Origin of the sequence: Bradyrhizobium icense (genome assembly GCF_001693385.1) — a bacterium.
GTDB lineage: Bacteria > Pseudomonadota > Alphaproteobacteria > Rhizobiales > Xanthobacteraceae > Bradyrhizobium > Bradyrhizobium icense.
Genome location: NZ_CP016428.1, coordinates 4,389,188 through 4,410,488 on the forward strand (window position 1 = coordinate 4,389,188; position 21,301 = coordinate 4,410,488).

The following is a 21,301-nucleotide window of genomic DNA, read 5'->3' on the forward strand; positions in this document are numbered from 1 at the left end:
CGTGCGGCGCATCGATCATGGCTGCGACTTCGCCGCGCCGCGCGCTGGCTCGGCCGGTGCCGGGCCGGTTTGTCCCTTCTGATCGCCCTCGCCGCGCTCGCGCTTGCCGCGGCGTTCGCCGTCCTTGCCCTGACCTTCGCCGGCTTGGCCTTCCTTAACCGGACCTGCCCTTGCATCGGGGCTGCGGCTGCGCTTGCGCGGCGCGATGTCGGCGGTTGGCGCCCGGTCATCGGTACCAATCAAGACCTTGGCGCCGTCGGACAGATTGGCAAAGCCGGTGGTCACGACGCGGTCGGAGGTGGTGAGGCCGCTCGCAATGACCGCGTCGTTTTCGTTCTGCTGCGTCACCACGACCGGCTTTGCGGTCGCAACATTGTCGGGGCCGATCACATAGCTGAAAGTCCCGACCGGACCGCGCTGCACCGCCGAGCTCGGCACCACGATCGCCTTCTCCAGCGTTTCGACCTTCAGCCGCACATTGACGAACTGTCCGGGCCAGAGCTGGAATTTGGCGTTGGGAAACTCCGCCTTCAGCCTCAGCGTGCCGGTGGTCGGATCGACCTGGTTGTCGATGCCTTTGAGCGTACCGGTGTCGATGACGGTCACCCCGTCATTGCCGAACACGTCCACCGTCAGCACACCTTTGGCGGCGGCAGCGTTGACCCGCACGATCTGCTGCTGCGGCAGGCTGAACTGCACCGCGATCGGCTGCAGTTGGGTGATGATGACGAGGCCGGTGACGTCGGAGGCGCGGATGATGTTGCCCTGGTCGACCTGGCGCAGGCCGGCGCGCCCGGACAACGGCGCGATGACTTTGGTATAGCCGAGCATCGCCTTGGCATTGTCGATCGCGGCCTGGTCGGCCTGCACCAGCGCTTCCTGCTGGGCGACCACAGCGCGCTGCGTATCCGCCTGCTGCTTGGAGCCGGCATTTGACGCGGCGAGCTGCTGATATCGGGCCAGATCGAGCTTCTGGTTGGCGAGCAGCGCCTCGTCCTGTGCCTTCTTCGCCACCGCCTGATCGTACTGCGCCTGGTAGATCACGGGGTCGATCTCGGCCAGCACGTCGCCCTGCTTGACGTCCTGGCCCTCGACGAAGTTCACCTTGATCAGCTTGCCGTCGACCTGCGCGCGCACCGTCACCGTGTTCAGCGCGCGGACCGAACCCACGGCATCGAGATAGACCGGGACGTCCTGCGTGCGGGGCATCGCCGCCAGCACCGGCACCGGGAGATCGGGACGTGCGCCGGGCCCGCCACGGCCAGTCTGTTTCTGCTGAAACGCGTTCCAGCCGAGATAGCCGAGACCGCCGAGAATCAACAGCGTGATCGAGAGCGACACCATCCGCCGGCCAATGCCGAGCGCGACGCGCTTGCCCGCCGTCTTCGGGGCTTCTACTTCCGGCTTAAAGAGCATCGACCGGCCTTTCCATCCTTGGCTCCCAGCCGCCCCCCAGCGCCTGATAGAGACTGACGATTGCCAACAGCCGGGCCAGTTGGGCCTGCGACAGCGCATCCTCAGCCTGGAACAGCGTCAGTTGCGTATTTAGCACAGTTACGATGTCGGCAGTCCCGGCCCGTAGCTGCTGCTCCGACAATTCAAACGCCCGCCGCGACGACGCCACGACCTCGCGCTGCAGCCGTAGCCTCTCCGTGGTCTGGCGGATCGACACCAGGGCATTGTCGACATCGGCAAAGGCCTGCACCACGGTCTTGCGGTAGGTCTGCAGCAGCTCGTCCTGCCGCGCCTTGGTGAACTCGAAATTTCCGAGGATCCTGCCGCCGTCGAAGATCGGCTGGGTCAGGCTGCCGACCATGCTGAAGAACGCGGCCTGCGGCTGAAACAGCGACGTCAGCGCCGAGCTCTGATAGCCGCCCTGCCCGGTCAGTTGAATGCTCGGAAAGAACTGCGCGCGGGCGCTGCCGACATTGGCGGTGGCCGAGGCAAGCTGCGCTTCCTGGCGGCGGATATCAGGGCGTTGCGTCAGCAACTCGGAAGGCAGGCCGGGTGTGACGCGCGGCGTGGCGATCTGGTTGAGCGATCCGCCTTTGACGCGTACGGCTTCCGGCGGCCGCGACACCAGGGTGGCCAGCGCGTTGATGTTCTGGTCGAGCGTTTGCCGCAGCGGCGGCACCAGCGCGCGCTGGTTGGCCAGCACGCTTTCCTGTTGCGCGACATCGAGGTCGGTACCGGTGCCGGCGCTGAAGCGCTCCTTGATGGCGTTCAGAATGCGCTCCGCGCTGGCGATGTTCCGCTGCGCGGTGCGAATCCGGTCCTGCGCCGCCAGCACCTGGAAGTAGGCATTGGCGACCGTCGTCAGCGTGGTCAGCGCGATGACGTCGCGGTCAAAGCGGTTGGCAACCGCCGTCTCTTCCGCTGCCTGGGCAGCGTCGCGATTCTTGCCCCAGAAATCCAGCTCGTAGCTGGCGCTGAGCGAGGCCGAGTAATTGACCACCTCGCGGCCGCCAATGGACAGGCCGCTGGCGCTCGATCCGGAGGTTCGGGAATAGGCTTCCTGACCCGTGCCGCTGAGGGTGGGCAGCAACGCCGCACCCGCGATTCGCGCCTGCGCGTCGGCCTGCTTGAACCGCGCGGTGGCGGCTGCAATGTCCAGATTGACGGTCTGCGCCTCCTCCATCAGGACCGTCAGTTCGCGCGAACGGAAGCCACGCCACCAGTCGAGCGTCGGCGGCGCGTCCGCGGGCTTCGAAAGCCGGGCCGCCTTGTAGCCTTCGGGAATGTCGAGCGCGGGATCGGGAAGATCCTTGGTCAGGATGCAGCCTGCTGAACTGACGACGAGGCCAATCACGGCAAACGATCGCGCCAGCCGCTTGCCGCCCGGAACGAGAATGGGCCGACCTTTGATCGCAGCCGTTGCAATTCGCTGGGTCACACCCGTTCTCCACCGGGCAAATCCCGGCCCGGCGCAATTCGAGCGCGTCTCCTGATGGGCTGCGATACGTTCACGGGGGTGATGCTTCCGTTGGATCCGAACCCGATATTAGCCTTGCGATCAGCACGCGGACAGCCCCGCGCGGCCCCTCGCCGATCGTGCGTTCAGGTGCGCAAACGGACGCCAAAGAGCACGCTTCCCCTTGTTTTATAGGGTGTGGAACGATGTCGGGACGCCACAGGACAGCCGAATTCTTACGAAGATTTCATGGGGTTTTTCCCCTGTTCTAAGCGTCCCGAATCCGGCCCGCGGAAGCCGAAGGGACTCCTGTGGCCAATTTGAAACTCCGGGAACAGCCCCTGTATCTCGCCGCGAGCAACGGATAGCCAAACATGCGGGTCGCGGCGGTGGCTACGGGAATCAGCGGGAACGCTGCGGCCGTGCCCAGAAGCGGCTCCCGAAAATTCGTCGCATCTGATTCTGCGGCGCATGGACCGGATACGGAGCGCGTCCAATTGCGAATTCTGGAAACCAATCGCGAAGGCCCTGCTAGCTCTGCAACCATCATTGGCGGCCACCGCACGCTCAACACCAAGGGGTAGCTGCGCGCATTTCTCACTCTACCGCTGGCACGATCAAGATCCTGGCGGCGATCCACTGGGAGGCGCTGCGGCTCTGGCTCAAGGGCGTGCGGCTAGTCCGTAGCCTGCAATACCGGCTTGGCGACCGGGAAAAGCAACGATTATACTTCGCCGGCGTTGTCCACCCGTGCCAACGATTGAAGCAGGGTCGATCGGCCATGCGAAGCCCGGGTAAACCGCAATTCGATGGATCGCACATGCCCGAGTTGATTTCGGTCACATCGGAAACTGTAGACGCGACGTTTCCGGAATTGCCCCGCATGGTCCGGCTGGCGCTGGGCTTTGGTTCAAAGCTGCAACACGGCACGCTCGACGTGACACTGGCCGACGGCCGCGTGGTCCGGTTGGGCGGCAACGGGCCGGGTCCTGCCGCCGCGATGAAGATTTACGATTACGGCTTTGCCTCGCGGCTCTTGCGCGGCGGCGACATCGGCATTGCGGAAGCCTATCTGCGCGGCGAATGGGACACGCCCGATCTCACGCAATTCCTCTATCTGTTCTGCGTCAACCAGGACTGGATGCAGACGATGCTGGTTGCCAATCCACTGACGCGCACGTTCCAGGCGGTCAGGCATTGGCTCAACCGCAACACAAAGCGGCAGGCCCGCCGCAACATCTATGCGCATTACGACATCGGCAACGCCTTCTATTCGGCGTGGCTCGATCCGAGCATGACCTATTCGTCGGCCTTGTTCGAGGACGACACGCCCGACCTGACGGCTGCGCAACACAACAAATACCGCCGGCTCGCCGAGGCCATCGATCTGCGGCCAGGCCAGAAGCTTTTGGAGATCGGCTGCGGATGGGGCGGCTTCGCCGAATATGCCGCCAAGACGTTCGGCGCCAAGGTGGTCGGGCTCACCATCAGCAAGGAACAGCGCGATTTCGCACAGGCGCGCATTCAGAACGCCGGACTCAGCGATAGGGTCGAGATCAAGCTCAGGGATTATCGCGACGAGCGCGACCGCTATGACCGGATCGCCTCGATCGAGATGATCGAGGCGGTCGGCGAGCAATTCTGGCCGAAATACTTTTCACAGTTGCGCGACCGCCTGCTGCCCGGTGGGCTCGCCGGCATCCAGGCCATCACCATCCAGGACAGCCTGTTCCAGGCCTATCGCCGCGAAGTCGATTTCATCCAGCGCTACGTCTTTCCGGGCGGCATGCTGCCTTCGCCGCAGATCCTGAAGACGCTCGGCGAGCGCTTCGGCGTTCCAGTCATCCGCGAACGCATCTTTGGGCAAGATTATGCCAAGACGCTCGCGATCTGGCGAAGCAATTTCCGCGCGGCCTGGCCGAACCTGACGCCGTCGGGTTTCGACGATCGCTTCCGGCGGCTGTGGGAGTATTACCTCGCCTATTGCGAGGCCGGTTTCCTGTCCGGAAATATCGACGTGCGCCAGGTGGTGTTTGCGAAATCGGGCTGACCGCCCCGCTCCAACGCCGGCTTGTATGGCTGGCGGCCCTCCTTTAGGGTCGCCTAACGATTAGGCAAACAAACCGGCGATTTCAAAGACATGGCCTTCAACAAAGACGTCATCGAAGCGATCGGCAACACGCCCCTCATCAAGCTGAAGCACGCTTCCGAAGCGACCGGCTGCACCATTCTCGGCAAGGCCGAATTCATGAATCCCGGCCAGTCGGTCAAGGACCGCGCCGGCAAATGGATGATCCTCGAAGCCGAAAAGCGCGGCGACCTCAAGCCGGGCGGGCTCGTGGTGGAATCAACCGCCGGCAACACCGGCATCGGGCTCGCCGTGGTCGCCAGCGCCCGCGGTTACCGGACGCTGATCCTGATCCCGGAAACGCAGAGCCAGGAAAAGAAGGACATGCTGCGGCTGTGCGGCGCCGAGCTCGTCGAGGTGCCGGCGCTACCCTACTCCAATCCGAACAACTATCAGCACGTCGGGCGGCGGCTCGCCGCTCAGCTTCGCAAGACCGAACCGAACGGCGTCCTGTTCGCCGACCAGTGGAACAATCTCGACAACGCCAAGGCGCACTACGAATCCACCGGACCCGAGATCTGGGAGCAGACCGGTGGCACGGTCGACGGCTTTATCTGCTCGGTCGGCACCGGCGGCACGCTCGCGGGCGCCAGCCGCTTTCTGAAGGAGAAGAACGAGGACATCGTGACCGCCTGCGCCGATCCGCACGGCTTTGCGATGTACGAGCTGTTCAAGCATGGTCAGGCAAAGTCGACGCCAGGCGACTCGATCACCGAAGGCATCGGGCTCGGCCGCGTCACGCCTATCGTCGAGACCGCAAAGGTCGATGACGCTTTCCTGATTTCCGACGAGGAAGCCGTAACGGTGATCTACGAATTGCTCGAGCAGGAAGGCCTGTGCCTCGGCGGCTCCACCGGCATCAACGTGGCGGGCGCGATCCGGCTTGCAAAACAGCTCGGACCCGGCAAGACCATCGTCACCATCCTTGCCGACTCCGGCGGCCGCTATCAGTCAAAGCTGTTCAATCCGGCATTCATGCGCTCGAAGAACCTGCCGGTGCCGGCATGGCTGGAGAAGCACACCAAGATCGACGTCCCGTTCGAGAAGGTTTAGAAGGCGACTGGGCGAATGGCGAATGGAGTTCCCCTATTCGCCATTCGCCACTCCCCATTCGCCATCTTCAATGCCGCAAGATCTGGCTCAGGAACAGCTTCGTCCGCGCGTGCTGCGGATTTGCGAAAAATTCCTGCGGCGTGTTTGACTCGATCACCTGGCCCGCATCCATGAAGACGACGCGGTTGGCGACTTCGCGGGCAAATCCCATTTCGTGGGTGACCACCAGCATGGTCATGCCTTCCCTGGCGAGGTCGACCATGGTGTCGAGCACTTCCTTGACCATTTCGGGGTCGAGCGCAGAGGTCGGCTCGTCGAACAGCATTACCTTCGGGTTCATGGTCAGGGCGCGGGCAATCGCCACGCGCTGCTGCTGGCCGCCGGACATCTGGCCTGGATATTTGTTGGCCTGATGCGGGATCTTGACCCGCTCCAGGAATTTCATGGCGGCGGCTTCGGCATCCTTTTTCGGGATGTTGCGCACCCAGATCGGCGCCAGCGTGCAGTTCTCCAGCACGGTCAGGTGCGGAAACAGGTTAAAGCTCTGGAACACCATGCCGACCTCGCGCCGGACCTCGTCCACCCGCCGCAGGTTTGGCCCGAGATCGATGCCGTCGACGACGATGTTGCCTTCCTGGAATTCCTCCAGCGCGTTGATGCAGCGGATCAGCGTCGACTTGCCCGAGCCCGACGGGCCGCAGATCACGATGCGCTCGCCCTTGGCGACATCGAGGTTGATGTCGCGCAGCACGTGAAAATCGCCGTACCATTTGTTGAGTGCGTTGATGCCAACGATCGAGTTTGCGGTCATGGTGATGTACTCAGTTGCGCCGATGGGCGTTCAGGCGGTTCTCGACGAACAGCGAGTAACGCGACATCCCGAAGCAGAAGGCGAAATAGATCAGTCCGGTAAAGGCAAAGCCAGTGAACAGCGTCGTCGGCGTCGACCAGACCGGATCGCTGAAAGAAGCCCTGAGCTGCCCCAGGAGATCGAACAGCGCGACGATCGAGACCAGCGAGGTATCCTTGAACAGCGCGATGAAGCTGTTGACGAGACCGGGGATGACGTGCCGCAGCGCCTGCGGCATCACGATGAGTGCCGTGGTCTTGCTCCAGGACAGGCCGAGCGCGCTCGCGGCCTCCGCCTGCCCGCGCGGAATCGCCTGCAGGCCGCCGCGGATAACTTCGGCCTGGTAGGCGCCGGCGAACAGCGCAATGCCGATCAAGGCGCGCATCAGCCCGTCGATGGTGAAACCGGCCGGAACGAACAATGGCAGCATGTAGGTTGCAAAGAACAGCACGGTGATCAGCGGTACGCCGCGCCAGAATTCGATGAAGGCGATCGAGAAAATCCGGATCAGCGGGATGGTCGAGCGCCGCCCGAGCGCGAGCGCAATGCCGACCGGCATCGAGGCGACGATGCCGGTGACGGACACTACCAGCGTCACCAGCAGGCCGCCCCACAACCGCGTATCCACCTCCGGAAGTCCACCGCTGTCGAGCCCCATCACCGCGATCACGAAGGCAATGGCGAGAAAGACCCCAAGGCAGGTGATGAGCGGACGCCAACCGGAGCGCAAGCCGCCACCAAGCCATAACAGCAGCGCCGAAACGATCACCGTGGTCGCGGCGAGATCCGTCCAGACCGGCTGGCCGGAGGCCTGGATCTGGTCGCGCAGCCAGGTCAGCGGCAGCAGCACCCAGCCAACCACCGTACTCAGCAGCACGATCAGCTGGCCGATGACCCATAGCAGCGGTCCGATGATGGCCGTCGCCTCGCCGGAGGCCACCAGCTTCCTGCCGCCATCGCCGATACTGTCGTTGAAGCCCGAGAGAAGCCCGGCCGTCCAGCTCACGCCGAAGCCGCCGATGCCACCGCCGCGCAGCAGGAAGAAGGCAATGACGGGAAACGCCAGGAAAAACAAAATGGCGTTCGGCCCCTTGGCCGGCAAACGCGGAATCAACAGCGGCACCAAGAGGATCGCGGCAAGAATGAATGTCAAATTGACCCGCCAGCGTTCCGGCTCCGGATAGAATCCGTAGATGAACTGCGAGAACTTGGCCTGAATGAAGGGCCAGCAGGCGCCGACCACGTCGCCCGGGTTTTTCGGAAGGCAGGCAGTGCGGTCCTTGCCGATCCAGACTGCATCGACGAACGCGAATTTCACGGCCGGAACGACGGTGACCCATAGCAGCAACAGGCTGACGATCGTGATCAGGATGTTGGTCGGAGAATTGAACAGCCGCGTGCGCAGAAAACCGATGAGGCCGGTGGTCTTCACCGGCGCCGGCCGCTCCGGCACGAGATCCTGACGGACGAAAATGGATGAAGTCGTGTCGCTCATCCGCCCATGCTCCGACTGATCCGCCATCCATAGAAGCTCATGATCGCGCTGGTGACCAGCGAGATCAGGAGATAGACGCCCATGGTGATGCCGATGATTTCAATCGCCTGCCCGGTCTGGCTCAGCGTGGTTCCGGCGAACACCGAAACCAGGTCGGGATAGCCGATCGCGACCGCCAGCGAGGAGTTTTTGGTCAGGTTGAGATACTGGTTGGTGAGCGGCGGCAGGATCACGCGCATCGCCTGCGGGATCACGATCAGCCGCAGCACCGAGCCGCGTTGCAGTCCGAGCGAGGAACCGGCTTCCATCTGGCCCTTGTGCACGGAGAGAATGCCCGCGCGCACGATCTCGGCAATGAAGGCCGCCGTGTAGGTCGACAGCGCCAGCGTCAACGCGACGAATTCCGGTATCAGGCGTGAGCCGCCGGCGAAGTTGAAGCCTCTGAGCACGGGCACCTCGAACGTGACAGGTGCCCCGAAAATCAACACGCTGAGCAGTGGCAGGCCGATGACCATGCCGAGCGCATAGGGCCAGACCTTGATCACCTTGCCGCTTTGGAAGAGCTGACGGCGTGCGTATCGCCACAATATGATCGCGGCGACGATCGCAACCAGCAGGGCGACCACGAACGGCTCGAAGCCGGCTTCGCCGATCGGCTTCGGAATAACGAGGCCGCGATTGCTGAGAAAGATGCTGTCGAAGACCGAAATGCTCTGCCGCGGATTGGGCAAGGCGGCCAGCACCGCCAGATACCAGAACAGGATCTGGAACAGGAGCGGCAGGTTGCGGATCAGTTCGACATAACCGCCCGAGATCCGCGCCAGCAGCCAGTTCGGCGACAGCCGGCCAAGGGCGACGAGGAAGCCGATCAGGGTGGCGAAGAAAATGCCGATCACCGAAACCAGCAGGGTGTTCAGCAGGCCAACCACGAACACGCGTGTGTAGGGATCGGATCCCGAATAGGGGATCAGGCTCTGGCTGACGTCAAAGCCCGCATTGTTCGCGAGGAAGCCGAAGCCCGCGGTGATCCGCTGCGCCTGCAGGTTGGCGCGGGCATTGGCAACGATCTCGTAGGAGATCCAGGCGAGCGCGGCAACGAACAGGAGCTGGAGCACGAAGCCGCTCCAGCCCGCCCGGCCGCCGAGGGCCTTCTGCAGCCTGGGAAGTAGCTGCGACGGTGGTTTTCGGGGGTCGATGGCCATCGCCGCAGCCCCTCTCGCTGGCGCCTAGCGGATCGGCGGCGCGTACTGGATACCGCCCTTGCTCCATAGATTGTTGAGGCCGCGGGCGATGCCGAGCTTGGAGCCGGAGCCGACGTTGCGCTCGAAGGACTCGCCGTAATTGCCGACCGCCTTGACGATCCGCACCATCCAGTCCTTGGTCAGGCCGAGTTGCTCGCCCAGATTGCCGTCGGTGCCCACGGCGCGTTTGACCTCAGGCTTGTCGGACTTGACCATCTCATCCACGTTCTTCTGGGTCATGCCGAGTTCCTCGGCGCCGACCATCGCGTACAGCGTCCACTTGACGATGTCGAACCACTGGTCGTCGCCATGACGGACCATCGGTCCGAGCGGCTCCTTCGAGATCACTTCGGGCAGCACGACGTGCTCGGCCGGATTGGCGACCTTCAGGCGTTCGGCATAGAGCTGGGAGACGTCTGAAGTGAAGACGTCACAGCGGCCGGATTCATAGGCCTTGACGGTCTCGTCGGCGGTCGCGAACGCGATCACCTCATACTTCATGTTGTTGCCCTTGAAGTAGTCGGCGAGGTTCTGCTCGGTCGTGGTGCCGGTTTGCACGCAAACGGATGCGCTGTTGAGTTCCAGTGCCGAATTCACCTTCAGCGACTTCTTCACGAGGAAGCCCTGGCCGTCATAATAGGTGACGCCGGTGAAGTTGGCGCCCAGCGAGGTGTCCCGCGACAGCGTCCAGGTCGTGTTGCGGGACAGAACGTCGATCTCACCGGACTGCAATGCAGTGAAGCGGTCCTTGGCCGAGAGCGGCACGAATTTGATCTTGGTGGCGTCGTTGAAAACGGCCGCCGCGATCGCGCGGCAGATGTCGACGTCGATGCCGGTCCAGTTACCCTTGTCGTCCGGCGTCGAGAAGCCCGGGAGGCCCTGGCTGACCCCGCAGGACAGCATGCCGCGGTCCTTGACCGTCTTGAGGGTTTGCGCCGAGGCGGCCTCGGCCGAGAGGCCGGCGGCCAGGGCAAGGGTAACAACCAGAGATACGCGTTTCATGGGCTAGGCCTTTCAAGGGGTCGTCAGAAGATCTTTTTAGGCAACGCCTGACGTTGTGGGGCCAACCCGCTGATCCCTCGCTGAAAAGCGTCATCCTGACCGTGCATCTGGCGTGCCATTCCGGTCAAGCAGAGGATCCGATATCGCGGCAGGCCCCTCAACTTGCAGCGACTGATATTTGGCGCGCATCACAGAACGACTGGCGTGCCGGGTCAAGGGGTTGACTGCCGTCTTCTGTGTCTTGTTATTAAGTCTCCCGGCCCCGGCCCGCCGCCAGGCGGCTTTTTCGCGATCAAGTTGTGGCTGCGGCATAACGTCTTGGATAATGCAAACGCATGAGCTTTTCGAACGACGGTCCGTCCAACCCGCAAGAACCCGAAACCAGACTGGTCACCGCCGGCCGTGACACCAAGGGACAGAGGGGGTTCGTCAATCCGGCGGTGTACCGCGGGTCGACCGTGCTCTACCCGACCGCGGAGGACCTGCACGCCCACCGCGCCGAATTCTCCTACGGGCGTCATGGCACCCCGACCACGCAGGCGTTGCAGAACGTACTGATGTCGCTGGAAGGACCGCAATGCGCCGGCGTCGGCCTGGCGCCGTCGGGCCTGGCCGCGATCACCACCACGCTACTTTCGGTCTTGAAGGCCGGCGACCATCTGCTGGTGACCGACAACGTTTACCGCCCCTCGCGCAACTTCTGCAACGGCATGCTGGCCCGCTACGGCGTCGAGGTCGGCTATTTCGATCCGCTGATCGGCGCCGGGATCGAGAAACTGTTCAAACCGAACACCAGAGCGGTTCTGGTCGAGGCGCCCGGCTCGCAGTCGTTTGAAATGAGCGACATCCCTGCCATCGCCGAAGTGGCCCATGCGAGGGGCGCGTTCGTCATCGACGACAATACCTGGGCGACGCCCTTGTTTCACCGCTCGCTCGACCAGGGCGTCGACATCAGCATGCAGGCCGCCACCAAATATATCGGCGGCCATTCCGACATCATGTTCGGCACGATTTCGGCGAACGCAAAAGCCTGGCCGCTGCTCGCCGAGGGCATTCGCCTGCTCGGCGTGTGTGCCGGGCCCGACGACGTATTCCTGGCGCTGCGCGGCACCCGCACGCTGTCGGTGCGGCTCGCGCAGCATTATCGCTCCGGCCTCGAAATGGCGCGCTGGCTCGCCGGCCGCCCCGAAGTCCTGCAGGTTTTGCATCCGGCGCTCGAAAGCCACCCCGGCCATGCGATCTGGAAGCGCGACTTCACCGGCGCCTCCGGCCTGTTCAGCATCGTGCTGAAGCCGGTCGCCCAAAAGGCGGTCGATGCCCTGCTCGATGCCGTCAGGCTGTTCGGCATGGGCTATTCGTGGGGCGGCTTCGAAAGCCTCATCATCCCGTTCGACTGCGATCCTTACCGCACCGCGACCAAATGGTCCCCCGGCGGGCCGACGCTGCGGCTCCACATCGGCCTGGAGAATGTCGATGATCTCAAGGCCGATCTCGAGCGCGGCTTTGCGGCGTTGAAGGCTGCCGCGTAAGGCTGGCAGCCGATCGGCCATTGATCCGGACTTCCCGGCGCGGCGAGTCTGGCCATGCTGCCCTGCCCGCTCGACTGCTGCGGCCGTTCAGGGCCGCCCACAACCGCCTCCGGGTTTTTGCGGGACGGCTTTTCCAAAACGATAACCACCCGTTCACCATGACGGCGAATGCCGCCGTGCGATCGACCAAATAATTCAACCCTCAAGTTCCCTTATACCTTTGATGCCTAGTCATGGCTTCGGGGATGGCTGCGTTTGTGAGGCATCCCTGCGTAGGTGTAAGAGTAGATTGTAAGCGTATGAACATCGCACGTGTCGTCGTTCTGACCATCGCATTGAGTGCCGGCGGTGTTGCCGCCTATCTCGCCCGTGGCACCGAAGAACAATCCCGCCCAGCCGCCGAACCCGTCGCACAATTGCCGACGGTGGAAATTCTGGTCGCGAAGTCCGACATCGGGCTCGGCCAGGCCGTCAAGCCCGAGCACCTGCAATGGCAGGCCTGGCCGGCCGCAACCGCCGGCAACAATCTGATCAACCGCGCCAGCCAGGCCGAGGCCATCAAGGAAATCGCCGGCTCGATCGCGCGCAGCCCGTTCTTCGCTGGCGAGCCGATCCGCGAACAGAAACTGGTCAAGGCCAATGGCTCTGGCTTCATGGCAGCCATCCTGCCGACCGGCTTGCGGGCGCTCTCGACCGAGATCTCGCCGGAAACCGGCGCCGGCGGCTTCATCCTGCCCAACGACCGTGTCGACGTCATCCTCTCCAAGCGCGAAAAGAATCCAGACAGCAAGGGGCTCGACGTCGTCCAGTCGGAAATCATTCTCTCCAACATCCGCGTGTTGGCGATCGATCAGGCGCCGAAAGAAAAAGAGGGCAGCAACTCCCTCGTCGGCCGCACCGCCACACTCGAACTGAAGCCCGAGCAGGCCGAGACGCTGGCGCGTGCGCGCCAGAGCGGCACGCTATCGCTCGCGCTGCGCAGCATCACCGATGTCAACGCGGCCGAAGGCCGGTCCGAAGACCAGGTTCAACAACGAAACGAGAGCGTCAACGTGGTTCGCTACGGAGTCGCCAATCAAACGACGGCACAGAAGTGACCGAAAGGACTCCCGATATGAAGTTTGGGGAAAATCAGTCAGCGACGCGAACCGTGGCGGCGCGCACCTTGTTATTGTCGGCCGTCGCCGCGCTGACGCTCGGCCCGTTGCTGCCCGTCGTCGCAGCCGAATCCGAGAAGGATCCGGTGACGACGTCTGCCATCGGCCCGGTCAAGATGCGTTTCCTCTCGCTCGGCATCGGCAAGTCGGTGGTCGTCGACCTGCCGCGCGACGTGAAGGACGTGCTGGTCGCCGATCCGAAGATCGCCAACGCCGTCATTCGCTCCCCGCAACGCGCCTATATCATCGGCGGCGCCGTCGGCCAGACCAATGTGGTGTTTTTCGACGGCGACGGCCAGCAGATCGCTTCCTACGACATCGCGATCAAGCGTGACCTCAACGGCGTGCGCGCCGCGCTGCGGCAGTCGTTGCCGGGAATTCAGATCGAGGGCGTCGGCGACAGCGTGCTGCTGACCGGCTCGGTCTCTAGCCCGGTCGAAGCCCAGCAGGCCGGCGAGATAGCCGCGCGGCTGGTCGGCGGGTCCGAGAAGGTAGTCAACTCGATCGTCGTTCGCGGCCGCGACCAGGTGATGTTGAAGGTCACTGTCGCGGAGGTCCGGCGAGATGTCGTCAAACAGATGGGTGTCGATCTCAGCGCCCAATTGAATGTCGGCAATACGACTGTGAATTTCAACAATACCAATCCCTTCACTGCAAACAACGCCCCCCTCGTGCCTGGCAATGGCCTTGGCATAGCAGCCGGCACCATGCCGTCGGTCCAGGCCGTGCTTCGCGCGATGGAAAAGGCCGGTGTCGTGAAGACGCTCGCCGAACCCAATCTGACAGCGATCTCCGGCGAATCCGCAACGTTTATCTCAGGTGGTGAATTTCCCATTCCGACCGGCGTGAGCTGCCAAACAACAACAGGCGGTGGCATCGGAAATTGCGTCCAGACAGTCGCGTTCAAGAAATTTGGCATCTCGCTCAACTTCACGCCGGTCGTACTGTCTGAGGGTCGGATCAGCTTGCGGGTGATGACGGAAGTTTCGGAAGTCTCGACCGAAAACTCTCTGACTGGCGGCCAAGGTGGGACAACCATTCCCTCGATCAAGACCCGCCGCGCCGAGACGACGCTGGAAATACCCTCCGGCGGCTCGATGGCGATGGCCGGCCTGATCCAGGAGCAAACCAAGCAGGCCATCAACGGGCTGCCGGGGCTCGATCAATTGCCGGTGCTGGGCGCGCTGTTCCGCAGCCAGGACTTCGTCAACAACCAAACCGAGCTGATGGTCATCGTGACGCCCTACGTCGTGCGCGCGGTCGCGCAGAAGGAGCTGTCGCGGCCCGACGACGGGTTTGCGCCGGCATCCGACTCCCAATCCACGCTGCTCGGGCGCATCAACCGGATCTACGGCGTCGCCGCTCGCATCGATCCCGTCAGCGACCTTCAGAGCAATTTCGGCTTCATCATCGATTGAGACCGCAGAACTGTTCATCGAGTGGGGACGAGGAAAGAACGATGACAACGAAAATTCCGCTCCATCGCGTCAAGGCTTTGGGCATTCTTGGTGCCCTCCTCGGCCTTTCGGCGGCGCTCGGCGCCTGTACGCCGCAGACCACTGAAATCGTGACTGCCAGCGTATCCGATGATTACCGCCACCGTCATCCGATCGCGGTAACCGAAGCCAACCATTCGATCGTCGTGTTCGTGGGTCATGCCCGCGGCGGCCTCTCCGGGCCGCAACGCACCGACGTCATGGGCCTGGCGCGGACATGGGCGCGCGAAGGCACCGGCGCGATCATTGCGGACGTCCCGATAGATACGCCCAACGCCCGCGCGGCTGCGGCGACGTTTCGGGAAATCCAGTCGGTGCTGGTGGCGGGCGGCGTGCCCTCGCGCGCCATCACGCTGCATCACTACCGTCCCGACGATATCAGGACCTTGCCGACGATCAGGCTGAGTTATCCGAAGATCAAGGCAGTGGCCGGTCCGTGCGGCCTGTGGCCGCAAGACCTCGGCCCGAACATCGACAACGTCACCTACAACGAAAACCGCTCCTATCACAATTTTGGCTGCGCCACCCAGCGCAACCTGGCGGCGATGATCGACAATCCGGCCGACCTCGAGCAGCCGCGCCCCGAGACGGCCGCCTACACGCCGCGGCGCAATATCGCCTTTGACAAATATCGCAAGGGCGTTGCGACCGAGACCACCTACCCCGAAGCCGACAAGGCCAAACTCAGCGATACAGGCAAATGATCAGCCGCGTCTTTCAAAACTCCGACGACCAACTGGACGACACGCCGGCGCAGCCCGAGGAATACATCTCGCCGGCGCCGCGCGTATCGGTGCAGGCCTTTTGCGCCAGTGTGGCGATCGCAACCGCGGTGCGCGCGGCGAGCGAAGACCGCCGTCTCGGCAAGGCTCATCTTTCGGTTCACATGGGCGGCATTGCCGCCGCCATCGAAGCCTACCACACGGCCCCGACGCCGAACGTCATCTTGCTGGAAACCGAGCCCGGCCGCGATATCCTCGAAGGGCTCGATGAACTCGCGACCGTCTGCGACGCGGGAACGCGCGTCGTCGTGATCGGCAGCGCCAACGATGTCACGCCCTATCGCGAACTGGTGCGGCGCGGCGTCAGCGACTACGTTACCGGACCGATCGAACCCATCGACGTCGTGCGCGCAATATGCGGCCTCTATGCGGCATCCGAAGCCGTGGCCGTCGGCCGCATCGTCGCCGTCGTCGGCGCCAAGGGCGGCGTCGGTGCATCCACTGTCGCGCATAATGTGGCCTGGACGATTGCGCGCGATCTCGCGCTCGATTCCGTCGTGATCGATCTCGACCTTGCCTTCGGCACCGCGGGCCTCGATTACAACCAGGATCCGGTTCAGGGCATTGCCAATGCTGTCTTCCAGCAGGAACGGCCGGATTCCGCATTCATGGAGCGTCTGCTGGCGAAATGCACCGACCGCCTCAACCTCTTGGCGGCGCCGGCGACGCTGGACCAGGTCTATGATTTCGGCGCCGACGCATTCGATGCGATCTTCGATACGATGCGCATGACGACCCCCTGCATCGTGCTCGACGTTCCCCACCAATGGTCGGCATGGACCAAGCGCACGCTGGTCGGCGCGGACGACATTCTGATCGTCGCCGAGCCTGATCTCGCCAATATGCGCAACACCAAGAACATGCTGAACGTGCTGAAGGCGGCACGGCCCAACGATCGCCCGCCGCTCTATTGCCTTAACCAGGTCGGCATGCACAAGCGTCCGGAGATCACCACGCGCGAATTCGCCAAGGCAATCGAGAGCCAGCCGATCGCGGCGATTCCATTCGATTCGAAGATGTTCGGCACCGCCGCCAACAACGGCCAGATGATCGCGCAGATCGCCGCCAAGCATCGCACCACCCAGGTGTTCCTGCAGATCGCGCAGCGCATGACGGGCCATGCCGTGACCAAGCGGTCGCGGACTTCGTTCCTGGCGCCGATCATCAAGAAGCTGCAGGGCGCGACGGCGCGCAGGGCGTGAGCAAAGCGCAGCGGCGGTGGCCACTGATGCTGATCGCGTTTTCGAGCGAAAGCCTGCCCCAACTTGATCCGGGTGAATTCAGGCTCTGTTGGTTCTGATTGGATCGGAACCGGTAGAGCGCTAGACTAGTCGGTGCGTCGGGCCGAGGCGATCGGCATCTTGTCGGCCTCGGCCCGCGCGTTCTCCCTGTCCTTTCGCGCCAGCATCCGCTTCAATTGCGCGACGTTGGCTGCCGCTTCGGCGGGCGGCAGGTCGGCCTTCACGATCTTTTCTGCCTCGGCAAAACGGCCCTGCAGGCCGACCGCCAGTGCAAGATTGGCGCGCACGCGCGGATCGGTCCCGGCCAGGCTGTGGGCGCGGCGCAGCCTCTCCTCGGCCTTGGGCAAATCCTTCGAGAGCACATAGGACAGTCCTAGATTGGACAGCACCGACGGATGGTCGGGCACAATTTTCAGCGCGCTCGCATAGTATTGTCGCGCCTCCTCGTATCGGCCGAGTTGATCCAGTGTTGCTCCCTGCGCCGACAGCAGCCGCCAATCGGGATCGTCGGGGCTGTGGGCGCGGCCGAGCACGTCGAAGGCCTGCTGGAAATTGCCGTTATCCGCCAGCGCGCGGCCGTAGGCTGCGAGCAGCAGCTTGTTGCCCGGATGGGCGATGGAGGCCTGTTCGAGCACCGCAACCGCCTGCGACCGCTGCCCTGTCGCGCGAAGCGCCTTGCCGTATTTTAGCGCTGCGTCGGCATCCTTCGGATCGGCGCGATAGCGCTCCTGGTAAAGTTGAAGATCGCGGCGCGGATCGGCGGCCGGGTCAGTGTCGGCCTTCTCGCCGATCGAACCGGTAATGTCTGACAGACCCGAGGTCTGGCAGCCGCCAAGCCCCATCGCCAGGATCAGGGTCGATGTGCACGCAAGGAGCCGCATGACGCGGAGCGGATGGGGCAACTTCTGGAGCATGTAGCAGGACTCACGGCGGCGACTGTCCAGAAGTGTTCACAGCTTAACCCTAAGTTCCGGTTAAGCTGGCCCGCTTTTGCGGTAATTGGTGACCTTTGCGGGCGGCTGCCGCCAGGTACGCGCGGTGCCGGCCCGTTTCGCCGCGCCACCTAGTCGAGGAATTGCGCGCCGAGTTCGCAACCGATCCGCCAGGCCAGCTTGCACTGACGCGGCCTCCCCTCCGAAAAGATCACCGTGAATTCGGCAGGAATTTCGGGATACTCGGCGATGATCTTCACGCCGCCGTCCGACATGTCGGTAATCATGCAGTCGCGCGGCAATCCGCCGGTCGCAAACTGTATTTTCGCAAAGTTTCTGCACGCACGTCGTTCGCTTCTGCGGCGATTCGCTAACATGTCTACCCTGGCCTTGCTGGAGTGATTCACCCGGAGGTGCCCTCAGCTTTACCGAAGAATTGTTGGAATTGACCTAGCGCGTCAGCTCGCAATGTAACTGTTGCATTCGAACTCCGTTTACCGAACCCGGCGCCTCGACCTTCGAACGCCGGAAAGCCGCGCCCGCATCAGCGCCTCCGCGTCGCAATTTTCGGCAAATTAAAGGGTTGATCCCCTCTCGTCAGGCGATAGCCTGACCCCTCGACTCGATTTGGCGGAAGTTGACGCACATGGGAAGCCTCGTCCTTCTCGACCTGATGGGCGGCGTGGCGCTGCTGTTGTGGGGCCTGCACATGGTCCACAGCGGGATCCTGCGCGCGTTCGGGCCGAACCTGCGCCAGTTGCTGGCAAAAGCCCTGAGCAACCGCTCCTCCGCCTTCGCTGCCGGCCTCGGCCTGACCGCGCTGCTCCAAAGCAGCACCGCGACGGCGCTGATCACGAGTTCGTTTACGTCGGACGGGCTCGTCAGCCTGGTGCCTGCGCTCGCCATCATGCTCGGCGCCAATGTCGGCACCACGCTGATCGTCCAGATCCTGTCGTTCAACATCGCCGCCGTCTCGCCCGTGCTGTTCCTCATCGGCCTGGTCGCCTTCCGCACCGGGCCGCGCTCGCGCATCAAGGACATCGGCCGCGTCTTCATCGGGCTCGGCCTGATGCTGCTGGCGCTGCATATCCTGCTCAATACGCTGGCGCCGGCGGAGAGTGCGCCGGGCGTGCGCGTCTTCATGAACGCCATTACCGGCGATCCCGTGCTCTGCATCCTGTTCGCTGCGATCGTGACCTGGCTCGTGCATTCTTCCGTTGCCAGCGTGCTGCTGGTGATGTCGCTGGCCTATGCGCATTTCATCACCCCCTATGCGGCGCTGGCGCTCGTGCTCGGCGCCAATCTCGGCAGCGCCATCAATCCGATCGTCGAGGGCGCGCGCCGCGGCAATCCCGCGAGCTATCGGCTTCCGCTCGGCAACCTCGTCAACCGGCTCGTCGGCGTCCTGCTGGCGGCGCCGTTCCTGCAGCCGATCGCGGAGCTTCTGATCGCGTGGCAACCGGATGTAGCCAAGGCGACCGCCTTGTTCCACATCGCCTTCAACGTTGCGACCGCAGCTCTCTTCATTGGTCTGCTCGACGGCATGGCGCGGCTGTTGAAGAGGTTGCTGCCCGAGCGCGTCAAGGAGGCCGACCCGTCAGGTCCGCGCTATCTCGACGAGAGCGCGCTCGAGACCCCTTCCCTCGCGCTGGCGGATGCCGCCCGCGAGACCCTGCACATGGGCGATCACGTCGAGATCATGCTGCGCAAGGTGATGGCGGCGATGATGACCAACGACCGCGCGCTGGTCGACGAGGTCTCGCGGATGGACAACAGCGTCGACAGCCTCGACGAGGCAATCAAGCTCTATGTCACGAAACTCACCCGCGGCAGTCTCGACGAGCGCGAGGGACACCGGGCGATGGAGATCGTCTCCTTCGCCATCAACCTCGAGCATATCGGCGACATCATCGACAAGAATCTGAGCGAACTGGCAACCAAGAAAATCAAGCGCCGCTTCCAGTTCTCGGCCGAGGGCGCCGAGGAGCTTTCGGCCTTTCACAAGCGCACGATGGATTCGCTGCGGATCGCGTTCGGGGTCTTCATGTCGGGTGACCTCAACGAAGCGCGAAAATTGCTGGCTGAGAAGGCCGCGCTGCGCAATGCCGAGCTCGCCGCCACCGAGCGGCACCTCGACCGTTTGCGCGAGGGCCGGCCCGAAACCATCGAGACCACGTCGCTTCATCTCGACGTGCTCCGCGACCTCCGGCGCATTCACTCGCACATCTGCTCGGTCGCTTATCCCGTACTGGATGCGGCCGGCGAACTCGCCGCGCATCGCAGCGCCGAAAGCGAGTTGCCCACGCTATCCGCGCCGGCGCCGAGCCGCTGACGGTCAGCGATCGAGCGTCTTCGAGGCGGTGCCGCGGTTCTTCACGATCAGCATGATGTTTCTGATGTAGATGATGGTGGCCAGCGACTGGCCGACGATGATCACGGGCTCGCGCTTGGCGATGCCGTAGATCAGCGTCATCATGCCGCCGCCCATCGAGAAGAACCAGAACGCCATCGGCACCACGCTCTGCCCGGCGCGCTCGCTCGTGATCCACTGCACCAGGAAGCGCGCGGTGAAGAACAATTGCGCGATCAGCCCGAAGGCCAGCCAGAAGTCGAACTTGGCGACGAACACGTCGTAGAGATAGTCGCCGAGCGCCTGCCCGTATTGAATCAGCATCAGGAAACCTCGATCGCAACGGGCGTCGACTTCTTGCGGCGGATCAGCCACCACACGCCGGCAAGATCCATGATCCCGATCCATAACCGGTCAAAGAAGCCGTAATTGGACACGCCGGACTGGCGCGGGCGGTCGATCACGTCGACGTAAGCGATGTCGAAACCTTCGCGGCGCACCAGCGCCGGCAGGAACCGATGCAGCCCGTCGAAGTAGGGCATCGAGAGGAACACCTCGCGCGGGAACGCCTTCAGCCCGCATCCGGTGTCGCGGGTACCGTCGCGCAGGATCGCGTTGCGCACGCCGTTGGCGATCCGCGACTGCAGTTTCTTGAAACCGGTGTCCTTGCGCCCGACCCGCTGACCGGCGGCGAGGCCGACGCGGCCATCGCCTTTCTCAACCGCCGCAATCAGGTCCGGCAGGAACGCCGGATTGTTCTGTCCGTCGCCGTCGAGCGTCGCCACGATGGCGCCGCGCGCGGCCCGCACGCCGCTGCGCACCGCTGCCGATTGCCCCGTTGAGGCGGCGTGCTTCAGTTGCCGAAGCTGCGGATACTGTTTCATCATCGCCGCCAGCCGCTCTGCGGTTGCATCCGTCGAACCGTCGTTGACATAGATGATTTCGTAGGCCCAGCGGCTGCCGAGCGCGCTGACGATTTCCGCAATCAGCGGCGCGACGTTGTCCGCCTCGTTGCGCACCGGCACAACGATTGAAACGGCGACCGCATCTCTGTCGGCAGGTATCAAATCGGTACTCGTCTGGTTGGTTTGGAAGGACCCGGAACCGGGCCTATCGGGCCGTCGGGCGGCGTCC

18 protein-coding genes are annotated in these 21,301 nt (G+C 63.5%); 8 read left to right on the plus strand and 10 right to left on the minus strand.

Annotated features, from left to right (window positions below):
* Positions 1–15: 15 nt before the first annotated feature.
* Together LMTR13_RS20670 and LMTR13_RS20675 are read right to left on the minus strand one after the other, a co-directional pair.
* Complete coding sequence (locus LMTR13_RS20670) at positions 16–1,416, minus strand: efflux RND transporter periplasmic adaptor subunit (protein ID WP_065729432.1); 1,401 nt, start codon at positions 1,414–1,416, stop codon at positions 16–18.
* Positions 1,406–2,851: an efflux transporter outer membrane subunit gene (locus LMTR13_RS20675; RefSeq protein ID WP_418219802.1), complete on the minus strand. Its 1,446-nt coding sequence runs from the start codon at positions 2,849–2,851 to the stop codon at positions 1,406–1,408. Before LMTR13_RS20675 ends, LMTR13_RS20670 begins: the two co-directional genes overlap by 11 nt.
* An 880-nt stretch (positions 2,852–3,731) precedes the next feature.
* On the opposite strand from LMTR13_RS20675, the gene LMTR13_RS20680 reads away from it, so the two are divergent.
* On the plus strand, positions 3,732–4,961 hold the full coding sequence (locus LMTR13_RS20680; protein ID WP_065729433.1) for an SAM-dependent methyltransferase: 1,230 nt from the start codon (positions 3,732–3,734) through the stop codon (positions 4,959–4,961).
* Positions 4,962–5,051: 90 nt separating this feature from the next.
* Complete coding sequence (locus LMTR13_RS20685) at positions 5,052–6,092, plus strand: cysteine synthase A (protein WP_065729434.1); 1,041 nt, start codon at positions 5,052–5,054, stop codon at positions 6,090–6,092.
* A gap of 67 nt (positions 6,093–6,159) precedes the next feature.
* On the opposite strand, the gene LMTR13_RS20690 is transcribed toward LMTR13_RS20685, so the two are convergent.
* From LMTR13_RS20690 to LMTR13_RS20705, 4 genes are read right to left on the minus strand one after another with little or no spacing between them, the layout of a single operon-like run.
* The gene (locus tag LMTR13_RS20690; RefSeq protein ID WP_065729435.1) at positions 6,160–6,903 is read right to left on the minus strand and encodes an amino acid ABC transporter ATP-binding protein; all 744 of its coding nucleotides are present in this window, start codon (positions 6,901–6,903) and stop codon (positions 6,160–6,162) included.
* A gap of 10 nt (positions 6,904–6,913) precedes the next feature.
* Positions 6,914–8,437 carry an amino acid ABC transporter permease gene (locus LMTR13_RS20695; RefSeq protein WP_065732848.1) on the minus strand — a complete coding sequence of 508 codons (1,524 nt, stop codon included), beginning with the start codon at positions 8,435–8,437 and terminating at the stop codon, positions 6,914–6,916.
* The gene (locus LMTR13_RS20700) at positions 8,434–9,639 is read right to left on the minus strand and encodes an amino acid ABC transporter permease (RefSeq protein WP_065729436.1); all 1,206 of its coding nucleotides are present in this window, start codon (positions 9,637–9,639) and stop codon (positions 8,434–8,436) included. The genes LMTR13_RS20695 and LMTR13_RS20700 overlap by 4 nt, the downstream gene beginning before the upstream one ends.
* Before the next feature lie 24 nt (positions 9,640–9,663).
* Positions 9,664–10,680, minus strand: a complete 1,017-nt coding sequence (locus tag LMTR13_RS20705) for an amino acid ABC transporter substrate-binding protein (RefSeq protein WP_065729437.1) — start codon at positions 10,678–10,680, stop codon at positions 9,664–9,666.
* A 335-nt stretch (positions 10,681–11,015) separates the two neighbouring features.
* Here LMTR13_RS20705 and metC point away from each other — a divergent pair, with 335 nt between their 5' ends.
* The 5 genes from metC (at position 11,016) to LMTR13_RS20730 (ending at position 16,846) form a co-directional block, all read left to right on the plus strand.
* Positions 11,016–12,209 carry a cystathionine beta-lyase gene (gene metC / locus LMTR13_RS20710; protein ID WP_065729438.1) on the plus strand — a complete coding sequence of 398 codons (1,194 nt, stop codon included), beginning with the start codon at positions 11,016–11,018 and terminating at the stop codon, positions 12,207–12,209.
* A 299-nt stretch (positions 12,210–12,508) separates the two neighbouring features.
* The gene (cpaB, locus tag LMTR13_RS20715; protein WP_065729439.1) at positions 12,509–13,306 is read left to right on the plus strand and encodes a Flp pilus assembly protein CpaB; all 798 of its coding nucleotides are present in this window, start codon (positions 12,509–12,511) and stop codon (positions 13,304–13,306) included.
* 17 nt (positions 13,307–13,323) lie between these two features.
* The gene (locus LMTR13_RS20720) at positions 13,324–14,784 is read left to right on the plus strand and encodes a type II and III secretion system protein family protein (RefSeq protein ID WP_065729440.1); all 1,461 of its coding nucleotides are present in this window, start codon (positions 13,324–13,326) and stop codon (positions 14,782–14,784) included.
* 41 nt (positions 14,785–14,825) lie between these two features.
* Positions 14,826–15,566: a CpaD family pilus assembly protein gene (locus tag LMTR13_RS20725; protein ID WP_065729441.1), complete on the plus strand. Its 741-nt coding sequence runs from the start codon at positions 14,826–14,828 to the stop codon at positions 15,564–15,566.
* On the plus strand, positions 15,563–16,846 hold the full coding sequence (locus LMTR13_RS20730; protein ID WP_065729442.1) for a CpaE/TadZ family protein: 1,284 nt from the start codon (positions 15,563–15,565) through the stop codon (positions 16,844–16,846). Before LMTR13_RS20725 ends, LMTR13_RS20730 begins: the two co-directional genes overlap by 4 nt.
* A 125-nt stretch (positions 16,847–16,971) precedes the next feature.
* Here LMTR13_RS20730 and LMTR13_RS20735 read toward each other — a convergent pair whose 3' ends face one another.
* On the minus strand, positions 16,972–17,799 hold the full coding sequence (locus tag LMTR13_RS20735; RefSeq protein ID WP_065729443.1) for a tetratricopeptide repeat protein: 828 nt from the start codon (positions 17,797–17,799) through the stop codon (positions 16,972–16,974).
* Positions 17,800–17,948: 149 nt separating this feature from the next.
* Complete coding sequence (locus LMTR13_RS43370) at positions 17,949–18,194, minus strand: PilZ domain-containing protein (protein WP_065729444.1); 246 nt, start codon at positions 18,192–18,194, stop codon at positions 17,949–17,951.
* Between the two features lie 269 nt (positions 18,195–18,463).
* On the opposite strand from LMTR13_RS43370, the gene LMTR13_RS20745 reads away from it, so the two are divergent.
* Positions 18,464–20,149 carry a Na/Pi cotransporter family protein gene (locus tag LMTR13_RS20745; protein ID WP_065729445.1) on the plus strand — a complete coding sequence of 562 codons (1,686 nt, stop codon included), beginning with the start codon at positions 18,464–18,466 and terminating at the stop codon, positions 20,147–20,149.
* A gap of 3 nt (positions 20,150–20,152) precedes the next feature.
* Here LMTR13_RS20745 and LMTR13_RS20750 read toward each other — a convergent pair whose 3' ends face one another.
* Together LMTR13_RS20750 and LMTR13_RS20755 are read right to left on the minus strand one after the other, a co-directional pair.
* On the minus strand, positions 20,153–20,491 hold the full coding sequence (locus LMTR13_RS20750; RefSeq protein ID WP_065729446.1) for a lipid-A-disaccharide synthase N-terminal domain-containing protein: 339 nt from the start codon (positions 20,489–20,491) through the stop codon (positions 20,153–20,155).
* Entirely contained in the window at positions 20,491–21,231 is a 741-nt protein-coding gene (locus LMTR13_RS20755) for a glycosyltransferase family 2 protein (RefSeq protein WP_065732849.1), read from the minus strand. The genes LMTR13_RS20750 and LMTR13_RS20755 overlap by 1 nt, the downstream gene beginning before the upstream one ends.
* Positions 21,232–21,301 lie beyond the last annotated feature (70 nt).

Coding starts and splice junctions, on each gene's coding strand:
- LMTR13_RS20670 (WP_065729432.1), bottom strand. CDS start 1,416: ATGCTCTTTAAGCCGGAAGTAGAAGCCCCGAAGACGGCGGGCAAGCGC.
- LMTR13_RS20680 (WP_065729433.1), top strand. CDS start 3,732: ATGCCCGAGTTGATTTCGGTCACATCGGAAACTGTAGACGCGACGTTT.
- LMTR13_RS20685 (WP_065729434.1), top strand. CDS start 5,052: ATGGCCTTCAACAAAGACGTCATCGAAGCGATCGGCAACACGCCCCTC.
- LMTR13_RS20690 (WP_065729435.1), bottom strand. CDS start 6,903: ATGACCGCAAACTCGATCGTTGGCATCAACGCACTCAACAAATGGTAC.
- LMTR13_RS20695 (WP_065732848.1), bottom strand. CDS start 8,437: ATGAGCGACACGACTTCATCCATTTTCGTCCGTCAGGATCTCGTGCCG.
- LMTR13_RS20700 (WP_065729436.1), bottom strand. CDS start 9,639: ATGGCCATCGACCCCCGAAAACCACCGTCGCAGCTACTTCCCAGGCTG.
- LMTR13_RS20705 (WP_065729437.1), bottom strand. CDS start 10,680: ATGAAACGCGTATCTCTGGTTGTTACCCTTGCCCTGGCCGCCGGCCTC.
- metC (WP_065729438.1), top strand. CDS start 11,016: ATGAGCTTTTCGAACGACGGTCCGTCCAACCCGCAAGAACCCGAAACC.
- cpaB (WP_065729439.1), top strand. CDS start 12,509: ATGAACATCGCACGTGTCGTCGTTCTGACCATCGCATTGAGTGCCGGC.
- LMTR13_RS20720 (WP_065729440.1), top strand. CDS start 13,324: ATGAAGTTTGGGGAAAATCAGTCAGCGACGCGAACCGTGGCGGCGCGC.
- LMTR13_RS20725 (WP_065729441.1), top strand. CDS start 14,826: ATGACAACGAAAATTCCGCTCCATCGCGTCAAGGCTTTGGGCATTCTT.
- LMTR13_RS20730 (WP_065729442.1), top strand. CDS start 15,563: ATGATCAGCCGCGTCTTTCAAAACTCCGACGACCAACTGGACGACACG.
- LMTR13_RS20735 (WP_065729443.1), bottom strand. CDS start 17,799: ATGCTCCAGAAGTTGCCCCATCCGCTCCGCGTCATGCGGCTCCTTGCG.
- LMTR13_RS43370 (WP_065729444.1), bottom strand. CDS start 18,194: ATGTTAGCGAATCGCCGCAGAAGCGAACGACGTGCGTGCAGAAACTTT.
- LMTR13_RS20745 (WP_065729445.1), top strand. CDS start 18,464: ATGGGAAGCCTCGTCCTTCTCGACCTGATGGGCGGCGTGGCGCTGCTG.
- LMTR13_RS20750 (WP_065729446.1), bottom strand. CDS start 20,491: ATGCTGATTCAATACGGGCAGGCGCTCGGCGACTATCTCTACGACGTG.